18 protein-coding genes are annotated in these 18,556 nt (G+C 68.3%); 9 read left to right on the top strand and 9 right to left on the bottom strand.

Annotation, left to right across the window (positions count from 1 at the left end):
- Positions 1-31: 31 nt before the first annotated feature.
- The 3 genes from FXO23_RS25585 to FXO23_RS25575 all read right to left on the bottom strand — a co-directional run bounded on the left by FXO23_RS25585 (position 32) and on the right by FXO23_RS25575 (position 2,796).
- On the bottom strand, positions 32-1,222 hold the full coding sequence (locus tag FXO23_RS25585) for an acyl-CoA dehydrogenase family protein (protein ID WP_158887968.1): 1,191 nt from the start codon (positions 1,220-1,222) through the stop codon (positions 32-34).
- Between the two features lie 84 nt (positions 1,223-1,306).
- Positions 1,307-2,071: an SDR family NAD(P)-dependent oxidoreductase gene (locus FXO23_RS25580; protein WP_158887967.1), complete on the bottom strand. Its 765-nt coding sequence runs from the start codon at positions 2,069-2,071 to the stop codon at positions 1,307-1,309.
- 35 nt (positions 2,072-2,106) lie between these two features.
- The gene (locus tag FXO23_RS25575) at positions 2,107-2,796 is read right to left on the bottom strand and encodes an O-methyltransferase (protein ID WP_158887966.1); all 690 of its coding nucleotides are present in this window, start codon (positions 2,794-2,796) and stop codon (positions 2,107-2,109) included.
- 149 nt (positions 2,797-2,945) lie between these two features.
- Here FXO23_RS25575 and FXO23_RS25570 point away from each other — a divergent pair, with 149 nt between their 5' ends.
- On the top strand, positions 2,946-3,791 hold the full coding sequence (locus FXO23_RS25570) for a helix-turn-helix domain-containing protein (protein ID WP_158887965.1): 846 nt from the start codon (positions 2,946-2,948) through the stop codon (positions 3,789-3,791).
- On the opposite strand, the gene FXO23_RS25565 is transcribed toward FXO23_RS25570, so the two are convergent.
- The gene (locus FXO23_RS25565; protein ID WP_158887964.1) at positions 3,744-4,595 is read right to left on the bottom strand and encodes a LysR family transcriptional regulator; all 852 of its coding nucleotides are present in this window, start codon (positions 4,593-4,595) and stop codon (positions 3,744-3,746) included. The two genes, FXO23_RS25570 and FXO23_RS25565, sit on opposite strands and share 48 nt — an antisense overlap.
- A 70-nt stretch (positions 4,596-4,665) precedes the next feature.
- Between FXO23_RS25565 and FXO23_RS25560 the strand changes: the two genes are divergently transcribed.
- The 6 genes from FXO23_RS25560 to FXO23_RS25535 all read left to right on the top strand — a co-directional run bounded on the left by FXO23_RS25560 (position 4,666) and on the right by FXO23_RS25535 (position 9,259).
- Positions 4,666-4,983 (top strand): hypothetical protein, encoded by a 318-nt coding sequence (locus FXO23_RS25560; protein ID WP_158887963.1) that lies wholly within the window; start codon positions 4,666-4,668, stop codon positions 4,981-4,983.
- Positions 4,980-5,726: an SDR family NAD(P)-dependent oxidoreductase gene (locus tag FXO23_RS25555; RefSeq protein WP_158887962.1), complete on the top strand. Its 747-nt coding sequence runs from the start codon at positions 4,980-4,982 to the stop codon at positions 5,724-5,726. The genes FXO23_RS25560 and FXO23_RS25555 overlap by 4 nt, the downstream gene beginning before the upstream one ends.
- Positions 5,723-6,718, top strand: a complete 996-nt coding sequence (locus tag FXO23_RS25550) for an amidohydrolase family protein (RefSeq protein ID WP_158887961.1) — start codon at positions 5,723-5,725, stop codon at positions 6,716-6,718. The genes FXO23_RS25555 and FXO23_RS25550 overlap by 4 nt, the downstream gene beginning before the upstream one ends.
- Before the next feature lie 62 nt (positions 6,719-6,780).
- Entirely contained in the window at positions 6,781-7,701 is a 921-nt protein-coding gene (locus tag FXO23_RS25545; RefSeq protein WP_158887960.1) for an aminoglycoside phosphotransferase/kinase family protein, read from the top strand.
- A gap of 135 nt (positions 7,702-7,836) precedes the next feature.
- Positions 7,837-8,568 (top strand): alpha/beta hydrolase, encoded by a 732-nt coding sequence (locus FXO23_RS25540; protein ID WP_158887959.1) that lies wholly within the window; start codon positions 7,837-7,839, stop codon positions 8,566-8,568.
- 4 nt (positions 8,569-8,572) lie between these two features.
- Entirely contained in the window at positions 8,573-9,259 is a 687-nt protein-coding gene (locus tag FXO23_RS25535) for a class I SAM-dependent methyltransferase (protein ID WP_218952146.1), read from the top strand.
- Between the two features lie 40 nt (positions 9,260-9,299).
- On the opposite strand, the gene FXO23_RS25530 is transcribed toward FXO23_RS25535, so the two are convergent.
- Positions 9,300-10,220, bottom strand: coding sequence for a class I SAM-dependent methyltransferase (locus FXO23_RS25530; RefSeq protein WP_158887958.1), 921 nt, complete (start codon positions 10,218-10,220; stop codon positions 9,300-9,302).
- A 628-nt stretch (positions 10,221-10,848) separates the two neighbouring features.
- Between FXO23_RS25530 and FXO23_RS25525 the strand changes: the two genes are divergently transcribed.
- Both FXO23_RS25525 and FXO23_RS25520 read left to right on the top strand, forming a co-directional pair.
- Positions 10,849-11,967: a serine hydrolase domain-containing protein gene (locus FXO23_RS25525; RefSeq protein ID WP_246257791.1), complete on the top strand. Its 1,119-nt coding sequence runs from the start codon at positions 10,849-10,851 to the stop codon at positions 11,965-11,967.
- 191 nt (positions 11,968-12,158) lie between these two features.
- Positions 12,159-13,343 (top strand): lipase family protein, encoded by a 1,185-nt coding sequence (locus tag FXO23_RS25520; protein ID WP_158887956.1) that lies wholly within the window; start codon positions 12,159-12,161, stop codon positions 13,341-13,343.
- A 182-nt stretch (positions 13,344-13,525) separates the two neighbouring features.
- On the opposite strand, the gene FXO23_RS25515 is transcribed toward FXO23_RS25520, so the two are convergent.
- The 4 genes from FXO23_RS25515 to FXO23_RS25500 are packed head-to-tail and all read right to left on the bottom strand — an operon-like array spanning position 13,526 to position 18,511.
- The gene (locus FXO23_RS25515) at positions 13,526-14,842 is read right to left on the bottom strand and encodes a UDP-glucose dehydrogenase family protein (protein ID WP_158887955.1); all 1,317 of its coding nucleotides are present in this window, start codon (positions 14,840-14,842) and stop codon (positions 13,526-13,528) included.
- Between the two features lie 26 nt (positions 14,843-14,868).
- Positions 14,869-16,068 (bottom strand): hypothetical protein, encoded by a 1,200-nt coding sequence (locus FXO23_RS25510; RefSeq protein ID WP_246257789.1) that lies wholly within the window; start codon positions 16,066-16,068, stop codon positions 14,869-14,871.
- Positions 16,065-17,126 (bottom strand): Gfo/Idh/MocA family oxidoreductase, encoded by a 1,062-nt coding sequence (locus FXO23_RS25505; RefSeq protein WP_158887954.1) that lies wholly within the window; start codon positions 17,124-17,126, stop codon positions 16,065-16,067. Before FXO23_RS25505 ends, FXO23_RS25510 begins: the two co-directional genes overlap by 4 nt.
- The gene (locus FXO23_RS25500; protein WP_158888026.1) at positions 17,123-18,511 is read right to left on the bottom strand and encodes an FAD-dependent oxidoreductase; all 1,389 of its coding nucleotides are present in this window, start codon (positions 18,509-18,511) and stop codon (positions 17,123-17,125) included. The genes FXO23_RS25505 and FXO23_RS25500 overlap by 4 nt, the downstream gene beginning before the upstream one ends.
- Between the last annotated feature and the right edge of the window lie 45 nt (positions 18,512-18,556).

Raw genomic sequence — 18,556 nt, 5'->3', positions numbered from 1 at the left:
CGCGGTGTCACTGGAAGAGGTCGATGGCGGGTTACTGACCTGGCAAGTGCGGCACCAAGTCGAGGAACTCCCAGTGCGCTCGGGGTTGTGCGCCGCTGAGCCATTTGCCGCAGTTCTGCAGGACCACCGGGCCCGAGGTGATGTGCTGGGTACCGGTGCCGAGGTCGCGCAGGAACCGGTCGATCGGCCCGCGGCGGATCGCCGCCGTCCCCGCCCATCGGTGCACCGTCTGGCCGATGTCTTGCGCGGTCCACGTCGCGTGGTTGAGCGCCAGCCTGATCAGGGTGTCCTGCTCGGTGCTCAGCGGCTCGCCGGCGGCGAGGGTTTCTTCGTTGTCTCGCCATACGTCCATCGCCCAGGCCCGCGCCGAGCGGAGCTTGGCTTCGGCGGTCGCGTACTCGGCGTGGAACTGCGCGGTGTCGACGGCGGCGTTATACGTGCCGGATTTGGCCGCGGCGACCAGTTTCAGCTCATCGAGCAGGCGGCGTCCGACACCGAGCGCCCAGCCGGTGTGCCCGATCGCGGACATGTTCACCAGGCCGGCGCGGTAGATCGCGCCACCGTTGGCCGGATCCTTCGTCGCCGCGCGGTAGGTGTGCGTCGCCGGGACGTACACCTCGGCGCAGTGGTAGTCGATGCTGTTGGTCGCACGCAGCCCGAGCACGTCCCAGTTGTCGACGAGCGTTACCTGCGACTTCGGCATCGCCAGCACCCGCAGCTCCCCGGTTCCCTCGACCTGGATCGCGCTGTGGATGTGGGTGGCCAGCGACATCCCGGACGCGAACTGCCAGCTCCCGCTCACCAGGTAGCCACCGTCGACCGGGACGGCCCGGCCGGGCCGGGTGCCATGCCCGGCCAGCAGCGCGTGGTCGCCACCGGCGACGTCGGGGAACAGGTCGGCCGCCGCGACGGCGCCGAGATAGGCCGCGGTGGTGCCGGTGACCATCTGCAGCGCCATCATCGTCCAGCCGGCAGTGGCGTCGTGGTAGCTGATCCGCTCGTTCGTCTCGATCAGCTGGCGCGGGGAGAACTCGTGGCCGCCGAGGTTCTCCGGCAGCCCGGCCCGGACGACCCCCGCGCCCAGCAGCGCCCGCGCGGTGTCGTCGGTGAGCCTGCCGAGTTCCTCGGCCGCGTCCGCGTTCGACTCGAGGGTCTCGCCGAGCGCGTCGATTCGGTCGAGTATCGCGGGGAATTCCTCGCTGGCATGTAACCGGGCCGTCATGGCGCCGATGGTAACGGCGACGGATCCCGATCTTGGCTCTTTTGTCCGTCGGCGCTGGCCAGGGTGTCCCTCGCTTGAGCGTCGCTACAGGTTGACGCCGCCGGTGACGTCGATCTTGGTGCCGGTGATCCAGCGGGCGTCGTCGGAGGCCAGGAAGGCGACCGCGTCGGCGATGTCCGCGACCTGGCCGATCCGGCCGAGGGCGGTCAGGCTGATGTTGCGCTCCTGGTTCGCCGGGTCGGCCAGCACCCCGGCGGTCATGTCGGTGTGGGTGAAGCCGACTCCGACGGAGTTGACGGTGATCCCGCGGGGGCCGAGGTGTTTGGCCAGCGTGTGGCTGAACACGTCGAGCGCGCCCTTGGTGAGCGGATAACCGATGCCATGGGCGGAGGCCACCCGGGTGGAGACGGATGAGATGTTGATGATCCGGCCGCCGTCGCGCAACCGTGGTAGCAGGCGCTGGGTGAGGAAGAACGGTGCCTTGACGTTGACCGCGACCATCTGGTCGAACTCCTCAGGGGTGAGAACCTCGATCGGTCGCCCCATGAAGTTGAGCCCCGCATTGTGAACCAGGATGTCGATCGCCGATTCCCGGTGTTCGCGTAGTCCGGCCTCCAGCCCGGCCACCAGCGTGTCCACGTCGTCGGGAACGCCCAGTTCGGCGCCCACGATGAACGCCCGGCCACCGGCCTCGGCGATGGTCGCGGCGGTCTCCTCGGCCGCCGCCTCGTTGCTGCCGTAGTGCACGGCGACCAGGGCGCCATCGCGGGCCAGGCGTTCGGCGATGCCTCGCCCGATGCCCCGGCTGCTGCCGGTGACCAGTGCGACCTTTCCGCTGAGTTTTGCCATATTCACTCCTTGCTGGTTGCCACCTGGATCAGGTCTTATCGGATAAACACCGACATTTCGTTTCCGTGACCTTTTTCGAAGGGCAGGGGCAGGCTGCGGTATCCGTTGTTCGGATCGCGGACGTAGTTGAGGTACTCGGTCGATTCCCCGATGGCGTTTTCGGCGATCACCAGTGCGCCGCGCCGCAAATGGGGTTCGAGCAGTCGGAGGACGGGCAGGTCGAGACCAATCGCGCCATCGAGCAGCACCAGGTCCACCACCCCGCCGACACCGTCGCGGAGGGTTTCCAGGGCGTCGCCGACTCGGATGTCGACGAGGTCGGCCAGGTCGGCGGCCGCGAGGTTTTCCTGTGCGCGCTGCGCTTTCGCGGGCTCCAGTTCGGTCCCGATCAACTGGCCGCCACCGCCGTCTTTGAGCGCGGTGGCCAAGTAGATGGTGGAGATGCCGAACGAGGTGCCGAACTCCACGACGCGCCGCGCCTGGCAGGTCCGCGCGCAAATGTAGAGGAACTGACCGAATTCTGCCGAAATGTTCAGGAAGTTGCCCGCGAGAGCTTTGTATCGCTTCTTGTAGTCCTTCGACTCCTCAAGTAATCGCGTGACGCTCTCGTCATCGAAGGAAGAGCCGCCGGCGTACTGTTCGTACAGCTTCTGATCCGCGGCTTTCGCTTCGTTGAACAAGCGGGTGAGTACGTCGGCGACCGGTGCGGTGGTCAGCGAATCCATGTCTGCTCCTTCGGCAACCATCCTGTTGCGTGATCAACGTAGGGTGGCTTTCAGGCACGTAACGGCCAACCGATGCCCCGCGACGGCCAACCCGCGGCCCTCCGGCCCGGCGAAGGAAGCGATCGACACCATGACCACATCGGACGGCAATGACTAATTCGGACGGCGCGGCGATCTCGCCGATCCTGAGCATCGACCGGAAAGGTGTCGATCCCCAGCTGCACATCGAGCCGCACGCCCACCCCGGGCCCATGCTGCTGTGGACGGCGACCGCGACCGTGACCGTGACCACCGCGTCCCGTGACTGGCTGGTGCCGCCCGCCTACGGAATATGGGTTCCCGGCGGAATCGAGCACGCCGTGGCCACCCGGCAGGCCGGGGAACTGTGCGTCGTGCGATTCACCCCCGGCCGCTGCCCGATCACCTGGTCCGAGCCCGTCGGCGTGGTGGTGACACCGCTGTTGCGCGAACTCGTGCTGCACCTGCACCGGACCGGGCCCGAGGATCCAGGTCGGCGGCACGCCGAAGCGCTCGTCTTCGACCTGCTCACCCCGCTGCCCACCAACACCCTCCACGTGTCCATGCCAGCCGACGCCCGAGTGCGCACCATCGCCGAACGACTTCTCGCCAACCCCGCCGACCCACGCGAACTGGCCTTCTGGGCGCAGGAGGTGCACGCCGGAGTCCGTACCCTGTCACGCCTGTTCCTCAGCGAAACCGGCCTCACCTTCGCCCAGTGGCGCACCCACATCCGCATCCGCGCCGCCGCCCACCACCTGGCCAACGGAGCGTCGGTCAACGCCACCGCCCGAGCCATCGGCTACCGCAAACCCAGCGCCTTCATCAACGCCTTCCGTCGCGCCACCGGCCAGACCCCAGGCGCCTACAGCCATGTCGACCCCGCACCGCTGCCCGCCCCGACACCTGAGCAGGCTGCCGCTGCCCGGTCACACCGCACCTTGCCGTCTGGCGTCCAGCGCGGCGGCCACGAATGACGCGACCAGTGGCCGGTGGTCCCGTTCGTTCCAGGCGAGCACGAGGCGGCTGGGTGGTGCGTCGGTGACCGGGATGCGGGTCAGTCCGGCCGGGACTGGTTCGACCAGGGAGCGGGGGAGCACTCCGATCATCCGGCTCACCGTGATCATGTGGAACAACTGGACCACGTCGGCGACTTCGGGGCCGGTGCCTTCGCCTCCGGGGACCCCCTTCCAGCGCGGGAATGTCTCACCCTCCAGATCGGACATTCGCACCGAGGCGTGCCCGGCCAGCCGGTGCCCGGACGGGACGATGACCACGCGGTCTTCGGTGTGCAGCGTCTCGTGGGCCAGGCCGCCGAGCGGGTCGAACGGCGCGTAGAGCAGGCCGAGGTCGGCCCGGCCGTCGCGCAGGAAGTCGGTGCGGTCGCGCGCGCCGCTGAACAGGATGTCCACCTGGCGGGCGTCGGGTTGGCGGGCGTATTCGGCCAGGATCGGTGACAGCAGGCCGGCGTCGCCGCCGGGCTTGAGCACGAGCCGCAGGTGCGCCTGGGTGTCGCCGGCGCGCCGGGCGTTCTGGACGGCGGCGCTGACCGCGTTGAGCGCGTGCCGCCCGTGTTCCCGCAACGATTCCCCGGCAGGCGTGAGCTCGACATGGCGGCTGGAGCGAACGAACAGCGGGACGCCGAGCCGGGTCTCGATCCGCCGGATCGCCTTCGACAGCGCCGGCTGGGCGATCGAGAGCCGGACCGCGGCCCGGCCGAAGTGCAGCTCGTCGGCGACCGCCAGGAAGTACTCGAGTTCGCGGGTCTCCAGTTCAACCATGCCTCCAGGTTATCGCTGAAGATCGAACCGATCTTGGACTCCAGCGGGGTACGCCATCAAGAATCGAGGCATGATCACTCATACGATGATCGTTTCCTTCGATCAACCCCTGCTGGACGCCGAGCTCGACCAGTACCTCGCGGATATCGAACGGGTCATGCTCGACACCGGCTTCACGCAGTCGGTCGTGACCCGGCGCCACCTTCCGATTCCCGGCGAGGAGGCCATTCCGGCGCTGATCGCGACCGCGATCGTGCAAGTCACCGTGGCCGACACCGACACGCTGGCGAAGGCGTTCGCCGCGCCCGGCCTGCACGAGGTCATCGAGCGCTGGCAGTCGCGGCACCCGTACCAGGTCGCCTGGGCGAACCACGAACCGCTGGCATGAGCGACGGCACCCGGAAGGCAGGACTGGTCACCGGCGCGGGCAGCGGGATCGGCCGCGCGGCGGCGCTGGAGTTCGCCCGGCAAGGCGCCGCGGTCGCCGTGCTCGACATCGACGAGACCACAGCGGCTGAGACCGCCGAGATGATCAAGAAGCATGGTGGCGAAGCACTGGCCGGCGCCGTCGACATCGCCGACGAACGTTCCGTGCGGTCGGCTGTCGAGCGCACGGTCGAAGCGCTTGGCGGCCTCGATTTCGCCGTGAACAACGCCGGTTTGGCCGCACACCACCGGCGGCTCGATCAGCTGACGCTGGACGAGTTCGAGCGCGTGGTCCACGTCAACCTGGCCGGGACCTTCCTGTGCATGAAGTACGAGCTGCCCCTGCTCAACGGCGGCGGCGCGATCGTCAACATCGCCTCCAACGGCGGCCTGTACGCGATCCCGCACGCCCCCGCCTACGTGGCCGCCAAGCACGGCATCGTCGGGCTCACCAAAGCCGCCGCGGTCGACTACGCGACCGACGGCATCCGGGTCAACGCCGTCTGCCCCGGCCCGACCCGCACGCCCGGGTTCGAGAAGGTGGCGGCCGGAACCGAGATGATCGCGATGCAGGAGGCGATCACGCCGCTCGCCCGGCTCGGCACGCCGGAGGAAGCCGCGGCGGCCGCGGTCTGGCTCTGCTCGGACGCCGCGTCCTATGTCACCGGGATCGCGATGTCGGTCGACGGCGGACGGCGGGCATGAAGGTCATCGCGGTCGAGGAGCACCTGGCCACCGAGGCGTTCCTGCGCGTCGCGCACGGGCTGGACGTCGTGCCGGGCGAGGAGACCGAAATCGAGTTGATGCGCACGGTGGAAGGCGCACTCGGTTTCCGCGCCAGGCTCGTCGATCTCGACGCCCGGCTGCGGGAGATGGACGCGCTCGGACAGGACATGGCGGTGCTCAGCCTCAACCCGCCGGGGGTCCAGCCGTATCCGGCCGCCGACGCGGTGCCACTGGCCCGGGAGTTCAACGACGCGCTGGCCGCGATCGTGCGGCGGCACCCGGGCCGGTTCGGCGGGCTGGCCACGGTGGCACCGCAGGATCCGCTCGCCGCGGCCGCCGAGATCGAGCGGGCCATGGGGCCGCTCGATCTCAACGGCATCATGATCAACTCGCACACCGGCGGGCGGTACCTGGACGAGCCGGAATTCGCACCACTGCTGGCGGCGGCCGAGGCGAGCCGGGCGCCGATCTACCTGCACCCGCGGGCGCCGAGCATGCTCACCGCCTACCGCGACCACGGGTTGCCCGGGGCGATCTGGGGATACCAGGCCGAGGCCGGGCTGCACGCCATGCGGCTCGTCCTCAGCGGCACGCTGGATCGCCACCCGGGGCTGACCGTCGTGCTCGGGCACCTGGGCGAGGGCATCCCGTACTGGCTGCGGCGGATCGACAACCGGCACGCCTTCGCGGCGCGGACGGCCGGGGCGGCGACCCCGATGCCGCGCCTGTCGCTGACCCCGAGCGAGTACTTCCGGCGCAACTTCGTACTCACCACAAGCGGTATCGACGATCCGGACGTGCTCGCGCTGGCCCTGCGCGCGGTCGGCGAGGACAACATCATGTTCGCGATCGACTACCCGTACGAGGACCCAGCGGCTGCCGTAGCCTTCCTGCGGGACGTGCCGCTGACCGACGATCAACGGACCGCGATCGGCCACCGCACGGCCGAACGCGTTTTCGGCATCGCTTAGCACGACTCGGTCGTGCGGCGCGACAACCGGCGCACTCGAGTGCCTGTGGCACAGTCTGCATTGTGTCGTTGGACGATCTGCCGGACTGGTTACCGGCGTGGTGCCTGGACCGTCTCGGGAGCCAACCCGCCGAAGCGCTGTTCCAACAGCAATCGATGTCGACGGTGTTCGGTCTCCGGTTGGCCGACGGTACGGACGTCGTGGTCAAGGCCCGTGCCGACGACGGTCGAGCGGTGTCGTGTGTCGCGGCGCAGGCACGGCTGGCCGAGAACGGGTTCCCCTGCGCCCGCCCACTCACGCCGGTCGTCGATGTCGGTCCACTGGCCGTGCACGCCGAGGAATTCCGCCCCGGAGGCGAGGTGTTGCCCGGGGATTCGCCGGAGGTGGCTGTGCGCTACGCCGAGGTCTTCGCCCGGTTGATGACCGGACTGGCGGACCTCGCCGTCGCGCCGCCACTGCCGAACCCGCGCTGGGTGCGGTGGGATCACCCGGATCCCGGGCTGTGGCCGTCGATCGAGCCACTCGATGAGAAGGACCAGAATCTCGTGCCCACCTACGTCACGGACACCGCCGACAGGGCCCGTCGGCGCATGCTGGCCGCCGGCCTGCCGTGCGTGCTGGGCCACGCCGACTTCGAGGCGCACAACCTCCGGTGGCATGACCACCAGGTGCGGACGGTGCACGACTGGGACAGCCTGGCATGGCAACCGGAAGCCGCCCTGGTGGGAGCCGCGAGTGCGGTATTCCCGAAGATGGGACCGGCCACGCTGCCTCCGATCGAAAGTACCGAGGCGTTCCTGGCCGCCTACCAAGATGCGCGGGGCCGCTCGTTCACCGCGGAAGAGCAGCAGATGGCGTGGGCGGCGAGCCTGTGGCCGGCAGCCCACGACGTCCGATGGGAAGCACTCCACGGCTACACCGCGGTGTCCGGAAAAGCGCTCTGGGCACAAGCACCCGAACGCCTCCGTCGAGCGAACGCCTGATACCCCGCCGAGCCGGGATGCGGCTCGACGAGGTTATATCGGCAGACCCGATCATAGTCATCGAAATCCATTGCTTTTCGCGATGGCCGAGCCAATCTAGCGTAGGAGATCACGACGCGAGGAGGCCGCATTCCGATGACCACATTCGTATTGATCCATGGCGGGGGAGACGTCGGTTGGCACTTCCACCTGGTGGATGCCGAGCTGCGAGCGCGCGGGCACGACGTCGTGGCTCCCGACCTTCCGGCCGATGACGAGTCGAAGACCCTGGCGGACTACGCCGACGCCGTGGTCGAGGCTGTCGGCTCGAAGCAGGACCTCGTCGTCGTGGGCCATTCCTTCGGCGCGTTCACCGCACCGCTCGTCGCCGATCGCCTGCCAGTCGATGTGCTGGTCCTGCTGGCCGGGATGATCCCGACGCCGGGCGAGCCGCCGGACGAATGGTGGGCCAACACCGGCTACGAGAGAGCGGTAGCGGAGCAAGCCGAGCGTGACGGCGGCCTGACCGGCAGCGCGGACCCCTACGTGAGCTTCTACCACGATGTGCCGCGGGAACTGGCCGAGGAGGCGATGGGCAAGGAACGCGCGCATCCGTCGAGTGCCGCGATGGCCGCTCCGTGGCCGTTGGATGCGTGGCCCGACGTGCCGACGAGGTTCCTGCTCTGCGGCGAGGACCGCTTCTTCCCGCCCGACTTCTTCCGCCGGTTGGTTCCCGACCGCCTCGGCATCGTGCCCGACGAGATCCCCGGCAGCCATTGCGTCGCGCTCAGCCGCCCCAAAGAGCTCGCGGACATGCTGGAGGACTACGCGGCGACCGCGCCACCTCGGTGCCCGCTTCCGCGCCGCGACCGAAGTCGGCCGGTATGACCGGGTGCTCGACATCGGTTGCGGCACGGGCGAATCCGCGCGAGAGGTCGGCCGGATCGCCGTGGCCGGAAGCGTTCTCGGCGTCGACGTCTCGGCATCGGTGGTCGAACGGGCCCGGCACCTCACCGAGCAGGCCGGACTCCGCAACATCTCGTACCTGCGGGCCGACGCGCAGGTCCATCCGTTTCCGGCACAGCGCTTCGACCTGTGCATCAGCCGGTTCGGCACGATGTTCTTCACCGACCCGGCAGCCGCGTTCACCAACATCGGGCGAGCGCTGCGGCCCGGAGCGCGTCTGGTGCTGATGGTCTGGCAGAGCCGCCACCGCAACGAGTGGTACACCATGGTTCACGAGGCCGTCGACGCACCGGTGGGCAATTCCGATGACAGCGGAAACGACCCGTTCGCGCTCGCCGATCCCGCCGCCGTGGCAGCCATCCTGACGGCGGCTGACTTCGCCGATGTCGGCTTCGTCGACGTACGCGAGCCGGTCTACTACGGCCCGGACGTCGCGGCCGCCCATCACTTCGTCACCAGCATGCGCCATACCAAGGAACTCCTCGCCCAGATGGATGCGGAGTCCGCCGAACACGCCCGCCGACGGCTTCGCGTCGCCCTCGCCGAGCACGCCACCGGAAGCGGTGTGCACGTCGACTCCCGAGCCTGGATCATCACTGCCCGTCGCGGCTGACTCGGTGTTTCGCACGGCCGAGCCGAATGCGGAGCAGCTGCTACTTCGTGGTCTTGTCGAGGGCGCCGCTGACGTAGAGCACGTCGCCCATGCGCAGGTCGTCGTCCTTGAGGGGCGGAAGGTCGTTGGCGGCGAGCAGGTCTCGGGTGCTGGTTCCGTTCAGCACCCAGCCGCGGTCGGTCAGGTAGGGAGCCGCTTCGTTGCGCTCGCCGAAATATCGCAGCTTCGCCATGTCGGGATCGAAATCGTGCGCGCGCCATTGTTCCGAGATGTGGTGCAGGCGTTCCTTCGTCTTGTCGTCGTCGCCCGGTCGCGGGTTGGGCCTGCTCTCGGTGGCCACCCGGCTTCCCGGCGCGCTGAGTTCGGTGATGGTGTCCAGCAGGCGGTCCTGCGCTTCGGGCGGCAGGTAGCCCAGCAGGCCTTCGGCGCTCCACGCGGTCGGCCGGGCCGGGTCGAATCCGGCGGTGCGCAGTGCGGTGGGCCAATCGTCGCGCAGATCGACCGCGGCCACTCTCCGTTCGGTGGTGGGCGCGGCGCCCAGTTCGGCCAGTGTGCGGGTCTTGAATTCGATGACCTGCGGCTGGTCGATCTCGTACACCACGGTCCCGGCCGGCCAGGGCAGTCGGTACGCGCGGGAATCCAGGCCCGAGGCCAGGATCACTACCTGCGTGATGCCCGCGTTCGTCGCATCGAGGAAGAACTCGTCGTAGAACTTGGTACGTATCTTGGCTACGTCGATCGCTACCTGCTCGACCAAGTCGTCGGGTGGCAGTTCGCCGGTCGCCAGCCGGGTGAGGAAGTCGATGCCGACCGCCCGGACGAGCGGCTCGGCGAACGGGTCGTCGATGAGCGAACGATCCGCGCGGGTCGCGATCGCCCGGACCGCCGCGGCCATGGTGGCGGTCGCGCCGACGCTGGATGCCAGGTCCCAGGTGTCTCCGTCGTACCTGGTGGAAGTCATGTTCTGCGCTGTCCTCCTTCGGACTGAGCCCTATCGCTCGTCGGCGGGGTCGAGCTTCTCACCGAAGAGCACCATGATGGGCCTGCTCGGAAGGCGCCGATGACGCCGATCGTGAACCGCCGCACCTCTTCACGCGTGAGCCGGTGCCGACTCGGCAAGCCTTGCCCGATGGAGGCGAAGGCCTCCACACCGGACAGCATCGGATGTTCACTCACCGGCGCATTCTATCGACTGTGCCAGGGAAGTCGCCGCGACGCGATCGGTCCGCCAAGGCGGGGAGCACGGAAACTATGTATCCGGTACCCGGTCCCGCCGGTCGGTGGCCCAGGCGGCGATCTGGCCTCGTCGGCCGTGAAGTGCTTCTCGAATTCGTGGTCGCCAAATACTCCCGAGTGTTCCGTGAACGCTACAGTTCTTCAACCCGGTTGACAAGCAAAACGTGCCGCGCTCACCCTTCCCCGAAATCCGGGCGGCAAAGCGCTCACAAACGTGACAACTGATTCCGGATATGGGCGAGTTCTGCCTGGTGGTGTTGACACGGCTTCCCGGCCGCGTCCACTCTTTCTCCTGCGTCCGAGGGTTTTACCGATTCGGAGGGACAGTTATGCCTTTTTTGACTCGCCGCAGGGTGGTTTCCGCCGTGGCCGCCGCGGTGATGACAGCCAGTGCGGGCGTCGCGGTGAGCGGTTCGGCTGTCGCCGGCCAGGCGGGTGATGGGCCGTATCCGGGCGCGGAATGGGAACGCGGCGATCCGGCCGCGGCCGGGTTCGATCCGGCCAAGCTGGCGCAGATCGCCGAGGAATTGAAGGCGGACAAGTCGAACTGCCTCGCGGTCATCCGGCACGGGCGGCTGGTCGCCGACTGGTACTGGAACGGCACGGGGCCCGCGTCCGCCCAGGAGGTCTGGTCGGCGACCAAGTCGGTGTCGAGCACTCTGGCCGGTATCGCACAGGCCGAGCAGAGGCTCAACATCGAGGACAAGGCGTCGAAGTACATCCCCTCCTGGGCCGGAACCCCGTCCGCCGACGTCACGGTCAAGGACCTGCTCAGCAACGACTCCGGCCGGCACTGGACCAGCTTCATCGACGACGCCGTGAAGGTCTTCGCCGCGCGGGACCGGACCGCGTTCGCCGTCTCCCAGCCCCAGGACGTCCCTCCCGGCCAGGTCTGGGCCTACAACAACACCGCCATCCAGACCCTCGACGCCGTGCTCCACGCCGCCACCGGCGACCAGCCCGCCGACTACGCCACGAAGAAGCTCCTCGACCCCCTGGGCATGAAGCACTCGAAGATGACCCAGGACCAGGCGGGCAACACCAACACGTTCATGGGCCTGCAGTCGACCTGCCAGGACATGGCCCGCTTCGGCTACCTCTTCCTGCGCAACGGGCACTGGAACGACACCCAGCCCGTGCCCGAGAACTGGGTCAGCGAAGCCACCGGGAAGCCGTCCCAGGACATCACCACCGCCTACGGATACCTCTGGTGGCTCAACCGGCTCGGCCCCGTCGCCAAGGTGCAGGCGCCCATGACTCGCGAAGACAGCGCCCACGCCCCGCACACCCAACTCGTCCCATCGGCCCCGCAGGACATGTACTGGGCCCTCGGCCTCGGCGGCCAGATCGTCCAGGTCGACCCCGGTTCGGACACCGTCGTCGTCCGGCTCGGCCCAGCAAGCCTGACCAGCCCGGTCCCCACACCGACGAAAACCGCCAGGATCGTCACCGAAGCCCTGATCCGACCATGAGGCGAAACTCCATGTTCTTGTCTTGCGGACATTGTTCGCGGCGCCTTGTGCGCAAATCGGGTAGCAGAAATGCCCGGAAACGAAATCAGCAACGTTGAAAACCGCCGTCCGCGGGTAACGGGCTGCGGCTGATCGGCGTCACGAAGTTGTCCGGTACCACTTGGGCCGCGCCGACGTGAGAAGGGGAAACGATGTCCAGATCTTTCCGGCAGGTCGCCCTGCTGGCGGCCGTCGCGGTGAGTGTGGTGACGGGGAGCGCGGCCGCCCCGGCGTCGGCTTTGCCGCTTCCGCCCGGGAACTCCGGCCTGCCCGCGACCGCGCCGTGGCAGGTGCCGGCGGACGGGCCGGGGACGGTGATCGGTACCGCTCCGCTGCCGGTGGATCGGTGGGTTCCGGGCTCGGGTGACGCGTTCAACGTCTCCTACCGTTCGACCGGTGTGGGTGGTGCGCTCGTGACGGTGAGCGGGTCGGTGTTCCTCCCGAAGGGTGCGGCCCCGGCGGGTGGCTGGCCGGTGGTGTCCTGGGCGCACGGCACGACCGGGCTGGGCGACGGGTGCGCACCGTCGACCGCGGGCCGAAGCCAACGCACGCAGGACTACCTGGCCGCGTGGCTGGGGGAGGGCTACGCGATCGTGGCCACCGACTACCTCGGGCTGGGCACCCCGGGCGTGCATCCGTACCTGGACGGCCGCACCGCGGCGTACGGGGTCATCGACATGGTGCGCGCGGCGCGTTCGATCGTTCCGGCGCTGTCGAACCGCTGGGTCGTGGTGGGGCAGTCGCAAGGCGGGCACGCCACGATGTTCACCGCGAACCTGGCCACCAAGTACGCGCCCGAACTCGACTACCGCGGCGCGGTGGCCACCGGCGTCCCCGCCAACCTCCAAGGGCTGGTGCCCGTGGTCGGCCCCGCGTTTCCGCCCTCGCTGCTCGGCGCGGAGATGAAGAGCTACATCGCCTACATCCTGGCCGGGCTGCGGGCCGCACGGCCCGATTTCGACTTGCGGCCTTACCTCACCCCGCTGGGCGAGTCCGTCCTCACCGACGCGGAAGCGCTCTGCGGCGCGGACATGGGCAAGCGAATGGCCGAGGTCAACCTCGGGGAGATGTTCACCAAGCAGCTCGGCGAACCGTTCGGCCAAGCCTGGGGCGCGATCTACACCATCCCGACCACCGGCTACGACCGGCCGTTCTTCATCGCCCAAGGTGACAAGGACACCGTCGCGTTCCCGTTTCTGACGAAAAAGCTGATTGATGACCTGGCCGCCAGCGGGCAGCCCTGCACCTACCGGACCTACCCGGCCGATCACGGTGGCACGATGGCCGCTTCGCTGCCGGACACCACCGCGTTCGTCCGCCCCCTGCTCGCCGGGTGACTTGGCACGGCGAGGACGGCTGTTCCTCCAATGCGGTGGCGACCGGACAACCGCGTGTTTCGATGAGGGGGCCAGCGGCGGGACCGACCGCATACCGGCCACCTCTTTGCGACAGAATCGGCTGGTCGAACTCGGCGACGAAGTGCAAACGGTAGTAGAAGCGCTGGGCCGCTCTGGAGGCGCTATCCCGCCAGGCCGAGGTCTTCCGGGGCGGGATGCCCGACCTGTCGGCAGGACAAGCCCGCGTGCCGCAACACGAGCGGGTCCAGGTGGTTCCGGGTGTCGATGACCGAGCGGCCGCTGAGCAAGCCTGCGATCCGTTCCCAGTCCAGGTCGCGGAACTCCGGCCATTCGGTGAGCACGGTCAGCGCCGCGGCGCCGTCCGCTGCCTGATAGGGGGTGTCCACGACCCGCATCTGCCCCGTCGTGCCCGGTGCCGGACCGGGCAAGCTCGGGTCGAATCCCAGCAGTTCCGCGCCCTCGGCGGCCATTCGCTTCGCGATCACCAGGGCAGGGGAGTCGCGCAGGTCGTCTGTGTTCGCCTTGAACGTCAGTCCGAGCAGGCCGATCCGGACCCCGGTCAGTCGGCCTCCCACGGCCTGGCGGACCTTCTCCACCACCAGTTCGTGCTGTCGATGGTTGGTGTCGATCGTGGCGCGCAGCAGGGGGAAGTCACAGCCGAGCGCCTCGGCGGTCCGCAGCAGCGCGTGGGTGTCCTTGGGCAGGCACGATCCGCCCCAGCCGGGCCCCGGCTTCAGGAACGACGGGCCGATCCGTTGGTCGAGACCCATTCCCCTGGTCACGTCGTCGATGTCGGCGCCGAGGTGCTCGCACAACTCGGCGATCGCGTTCACGTAGGACAGTCGGGTCGCCAGGTAGCAGTTGGCCGCGTACTTGATCATTTCGGCGCTCGCCGAGTCGGTCTGCACGACGGGCGCGCCGAGTTCCTTGTACAGAACGGCGACGCGCTCGGCGGCGGGTGGAACCTCCGAGCCGATGACGATTCGTTCCGGGTTCAGGAAGTCGTGCACCGCGGATCCCTCACGCAGGAACTCCGGATTGGACACCACCGCCACGTCGGTCCGGCCGAGCAGGCCATCGATGTGGACGGCTGTGCCCACCGGGACGGTGGACTTGGTCACCACGACACAACCGGGCGCCAGCACGTCGCGTAACTCCGTCACGACGGACTCCAGCGTCGTCAGGTCGGCGGCCCCGTCCCGGCCCATCGGCGTGGGCACGCACAGGAAGACGATCTCCGCCTCGGACGCCGCCGCGGCCGCGCCGAGCACGAACTCCAGCCGGTCGGCGGCCAGCCCCTGCACGAGCAGCTCGCGCACGCCCGGTTCCCGGATGGTCGCCTGACCGGCCCGTAATGTGTCCACTTTGGCCTGATCGGTGTCCGCGCACGTGACCCGGTGGCCCAGTGAAGCCAGGCATGCCGCCGTCGTGAGCCCGACGTAGCCGGCGCCCACCACGGCGACATTGGATTCGAACACGAGATATTCCTCTCCTTCATGCACAGTCAGTGGTCGAGCGGAAGCGCCCGTATTCCCGGGTACGGCGCTTTCTTCCCGAGGTAGTCGACGGTCTCGAACAAGCCGACCGCGTCCATCGGGAACCGGGCGCCCGCTTCGGCGACGAACAGGCACGGGAGGATCTTCTTGCGTTCCGAGGCCCCCGAGGCGCCTGCCTGGCGGATGTGCTTGTGGGTGTGGATCAGGATGGGCATGAACCCTCCGCCGAGGAACGTGCCCCGCTGCAGGATCGCGCCCCCCACGCAGTCGATCACGCATCCCTTGCCGAGAATCGCGTCGCGGCCCTGGTAGTAGTACGACGGCGTGGCGAGGGTGCCGTGTTCCACGTGGAAGACACCGGCCGCGATTCCGATGATCGAACGGCCGCTGATCCGCAGCACCGACCGGTAGAAGTCGACCAGAACGGGTCGCACGGTGGCGTCCGGCAGCTTGAACTCCGGGCACAGCAGGACGATGCGCATCAACTCCGCCAGGGTGAGCCTGGCGCCGTTCGCGTCGTCGAACTCCTGGTCCCAGTGCACCAGGTAGTCCGACGGCGAGATCATGCTCGTCCCGACGTCCTCGGCGATCAGCCGTTCCGGTGTGGACGGTGCCGTGGGCCGCTCGGCGCTCTGCCCGAGGATTCGCGTGGCGAGCAGGTAACGGCTTTCCAGGGTCTTGGCCCTGCTGGCGGCGGCCAGCAGGGCCACCCGGCCCGCGGCCGTGCCCGGGATGTCGAAGAGGTGGTCGATGCCGTCGGTGGGGACGTTGATCTTCGCTGCGAGAGCGCGAGACGGGAGTGGTTCGAACGACGTCACCACCTGCTGGAGGACCGCGGTGAACTCACCCGGACCGATGCGGACGAGTTCGGCCGCGGCGAGCCCGCGAAAGTCGTACGGGATGGCCGGCGAGGTGGACAGCACGATCTCGGCCAGCGTCGTGCGGTACTCCTCGTCGTCCAGCGAATCGGCGGCCATTTCCAGCGACAGGTACGCGGACTTTTCGCCCGGTCCGTGGAGCCAGCTTCCGGCGAAGGGCGCCTCGAACCGGCACGCCTGCCCGAACAGCGCGGAAGCGGCTTCGTCGGTCTTGATCCGGTCCGCGATCGTCGACCGGGCCGATTCCCGGTCGGTGACCTCGGGGAGCATGTCCGGGGCCAGCCGGAGCAGCTGGGAAAAGTCCTGGACATCCACGATATTCTCCATCATTCCTCACTCCCTTGTCGTGCGAAATTGTCATGGCTCGCACCGCCGGTGGAAACGGCCATGCTGAGGTCCGCCATGAACCGGTGCTCCGCCAGGCGGATGAGGGCGGTGCCGTCATCCGCTTGACGCAAGAGATCCAACTGCCTCAGGACCGCGTCGTCGAAATGGTTACCGGAGATCGGGTAATGATCCGACGAAACGGCGTCACGGACGTAGACGACGTGATTATTCTTGTAGTCGACCGGGGTGCCGTAGCACGGCTCGAACACCAGGGTCACGTGCTTTCCCGAGCTGAACTCCACGTCCGCGAACCGGTACCGCATGTCCGCTCCGTACGGAATTCTCGAGCTTTCCAGGTAGCGTTTCGCCACACTCGCGGGGAAGGCGAAACCGGCCAGGCCGGGAAAGGCGATCGTGCCCGCGGATGACGCGTACAGCTCGATCTCCGGCAGATCCGCCCCGACGGTTCGCACCCGCATCTCGGACGTGATCAGCGCCGGATGTGTCCGGAGGTAGCTCCGATACTGCCGGCCCGGAAGGAGCGACCGAAGAATGCTCAGCATGTGGAAGTACTCGTAGCCCGCCTCGCCGTACCGCGTGTCGACGAACCTGCCGTGGACGACGTCCAGCTCCCGGTTCTTGGTGAACTCGACGGTGATCTTCCTGATCGGGTCGGATCGCCCGAACCGTCGTACCGTCGCAGCGAAGCGCCGCACGGCCTCGCTGTAGGCGTAGACGTCGTTGACCACGACCCGGCAACGAGGATGCCGCCGGAGCGTTCGCGCGAGATCGGCGAGTTCCGCGGGGTAGCAGGCCGGTTTCTCGAGCAGGACACGGGCGTCCGGCCGGCGCCGCAGGATGTCGGTGACCACGGCGAGGTGGGTCGCCGTTGGCGTGGCAACCACCCAGTAGTCCACATCAGATAGTCCGGATATTCCGGCGACACGTTCGAAATCGGCGTTCCCGTTGCGGTCCACGGTGACGACCTCGTGTCCGGCCCGGCCGAGACAGGCCGCGTGGCGCGACCCGATCGCCCCGATGCCGACGATCACGATTCTCATGCCGCACCCCTGACCCCGAGGGAGTGCCGGGCCGCGGATGTGCCCGCCCTGCGGCCCAGGACGGAGCCTGCCATCAACGCCGTGCCGGCCGGATAGCCTTCGTCGTACAAACCGCCGACGATCACGCCGGCCGCGTAGAGCCCGTCGATGGGCTCGCCGCCGCCGAGTACCTCGGCGTTCACGTTGACCGCCAGACCTCCGTAGGTGAAGGTCAAGCCCGCGACCGCCGGAACGAACAGGAACGGCGGATCGTCGAGGCGTTTCTCGCCGGCCAGCAGCCGCACTTCGTTGACCAGGTTCGCGGCATCGAGGGACAGCCGCCGGGCGCCGTCCTCGAGGGAAGGCGCGACCACGGACGCGGGGTCGGTGAGGTACCCCTTCGGCAGCACACCGGCCTCGATGACCCTGTTGTCGAAGATCTGGTAGACGATCTTCCCCGGCTGGTCCATGATCCGCTGGCCGAGGGTGACGTAGGCGAGGCTGCTGTACTCGGAGGATTCGTCGAAGAACCGACGCCCGTCCCGGTTGACCACGATGCCCCTCGGAAAGGCGTAGCGCGCCAGGCCGTGGGACAGGTGCATCTGCCCGGGCAGCAGGTGGTCGGGCAGATGCACCCCCTGTGGGGTGACATGACACCGCTCCCAGTTGCCCGCGGTGTCGGCACCGAGCGCGGTGGCCGCCGCCAACGGGGCCCCTTTGTTGAACGGCACTCCCCGCAGCTTCACCTCGCGCCACTGTTCGCCGAGGTGACGTGCGCGCATCCGCGCATCCGCCTCGAACCCTCCGGACGCCAGAACCAGGGCATCGCAGATGATGGGGAAGGCCGGTCCGGCACCCCGGAGGACGTACCGGCCGGGATCGGCCACCTCGATATCCGTCACCGCGCTCTGGTAGAGCACGGTTCCCCCCAGACGTTCGAAGCAGGCGAAGTTCCGGCCTTGCAATCCCTGGCCACCGCCGTCGAGAACCACGGGAAAATCACCGGGAAGGGGGTCGCTCCGCGGTACCCACCGCTGCCCGGACTCCGACATCCACCGGACGGTTTCGCTGGATCGGCGAACAATCGACTCGACGAGCGCGGTGTCCACCCGGCTGCCGGAGACGCGCAGCCAGTCGTCGAAGTACTCCTGCTCGGTATATCGGGACCGCCCGGCCAGCAACTCATCGACCCGGTGGTCGTGCGGTCCCCGCAGCAGGGCGGAAATGTACCTGCTGTCCGGCCACGGAAAGCGCATGCTCTTGGTCAGTGAACTGTTCCCGCCCCGAGTCTCTTTCGGCGCGGCTTCCAGGACCGCGACTGATCTCGCTCCGGCCTGGAGTGCCGCCATGCCGGCGCAGAGACCTGCGTTACCCGCTCCGACAACAACGACTTGCCATTCGTTCATCCCCTTGATTTGTCCCGCGTTCACTACGCTCCTACCGTTGGTTGT

The sequence above is a fragment of the Amycolatopsis anabasis genome, from assembly GCF_009765355.1.
Classification (GTDB): Bacteria; Actinomycetota; Actinomycetes; order Mycobacteriales; family Pseudonocardiaceae; genus Amycolatopsis; species Amycolatopsis anabasis.
The sequence above is the reverse complement of the archived record's forward strand: the minus strand, read 5'-3'. Positions and strand labels throughout refer to the sequence as shown.

Bases quoted from the DNA above. Each gene is read 5' to 3' on its own strand.
- FXO23_RS25585 (WP_158887968.1), bottom strand. From the start codon at position 1,222: ATGACGGCCCGGTTACATGCCAGCGAGGAATTCCCCGCGATACTCGAC.
- FXO23_RS25580 (WP_158887967.1), bottom strand. From the start codon at position 2,071: ATGGCAAAACTCAGCGGAAAGGTCGCACTGGTCACCGGCAGCAGCCGG.
- FXO23_RS25575 (WP_158887966.1), bottom strand. From the start codon at position 2,796: ATGGATTCGCTGACCACCGCACCGGTCGCCGACGTACTCACCCGCTTG.
- FXO23_RS25570 (WP_158887965.1), top strand. From the start codon at position 2,946: ATGACTAATTCGGACGGCGCGGCGATCTCGCCGATCCTGAGCATCGAC.
- FXO23_RS25565 (WP_158887964.1), bottom strand. From the start codon at position 4,595: ATGGTTGAACTGGAGACCCGCGAACTCGAGTACTTCCTGGCGGTCGCC.
- FXO23_RS25560 (WP_158887963.1), top strand. From the start codon at position 4,666: ATGATCACTCATACGATGATCGTTTCCTTCGATCAACCCCTGCTGGAC.
- FXO23_RS25555 (WP_158887962.1), top strand. From the start codon at position 4,980: ATGAGCGACGGCACCCGGAAGGCAGGACTGGTCACCGGCGCGGGCAGC.
- FXO23_RS25550 (WP_158887961.1), top strand. From the start codon at position 5,723: ATGAAGGTCATCGCGGTCGAGGAGCACCTGGCCACCGAGGCGTTCCTG.
- FXO23_RS25540 (WP_158887959.1), top strand. From the start codon at position 7,837: ATGACCACATTCGTATTGATCCATGGCGGGGGAGACGTCGGTTGGCAC.
- FXO23_RS25530 (WP_158887958.1), bottom strand. From the start codon at position 10,220: ATGACTTCCACCAGGTACGACGGAGACACCTGGGACCTGGCATCCAGC.
- FXO23_RS25520 (WP_158887956.1), top strand. From the start codon at position 12,159: ATGTCCAGATCTTTCCGGCAGGTCGCCCTGCTGGCGGCCGTCGCGGTG.
- FXO23_RS25510 (WP_246257789.1), bottom strand. From the start codon at position 16,068: ATGATGGAGAATATCGTGGATGTCCAGGACTTTTCCCAGCTGCTCCGG.
- FXO23_RS25505 (WP_158887954.1), bottom strand. From the start codon at position 17,126: ATGAGAATCGTGATCGTCGGCATCGGGGCGATCGGGTCGCGCCACGCG.
- FXO23_RS25500 (WP_158888026.1), bottom strand. From the start codon at position 18,511: ATGAACGAATGGCAAGTCGTTGTTGTCGGAGCGGGTAACGCAGGTCTC.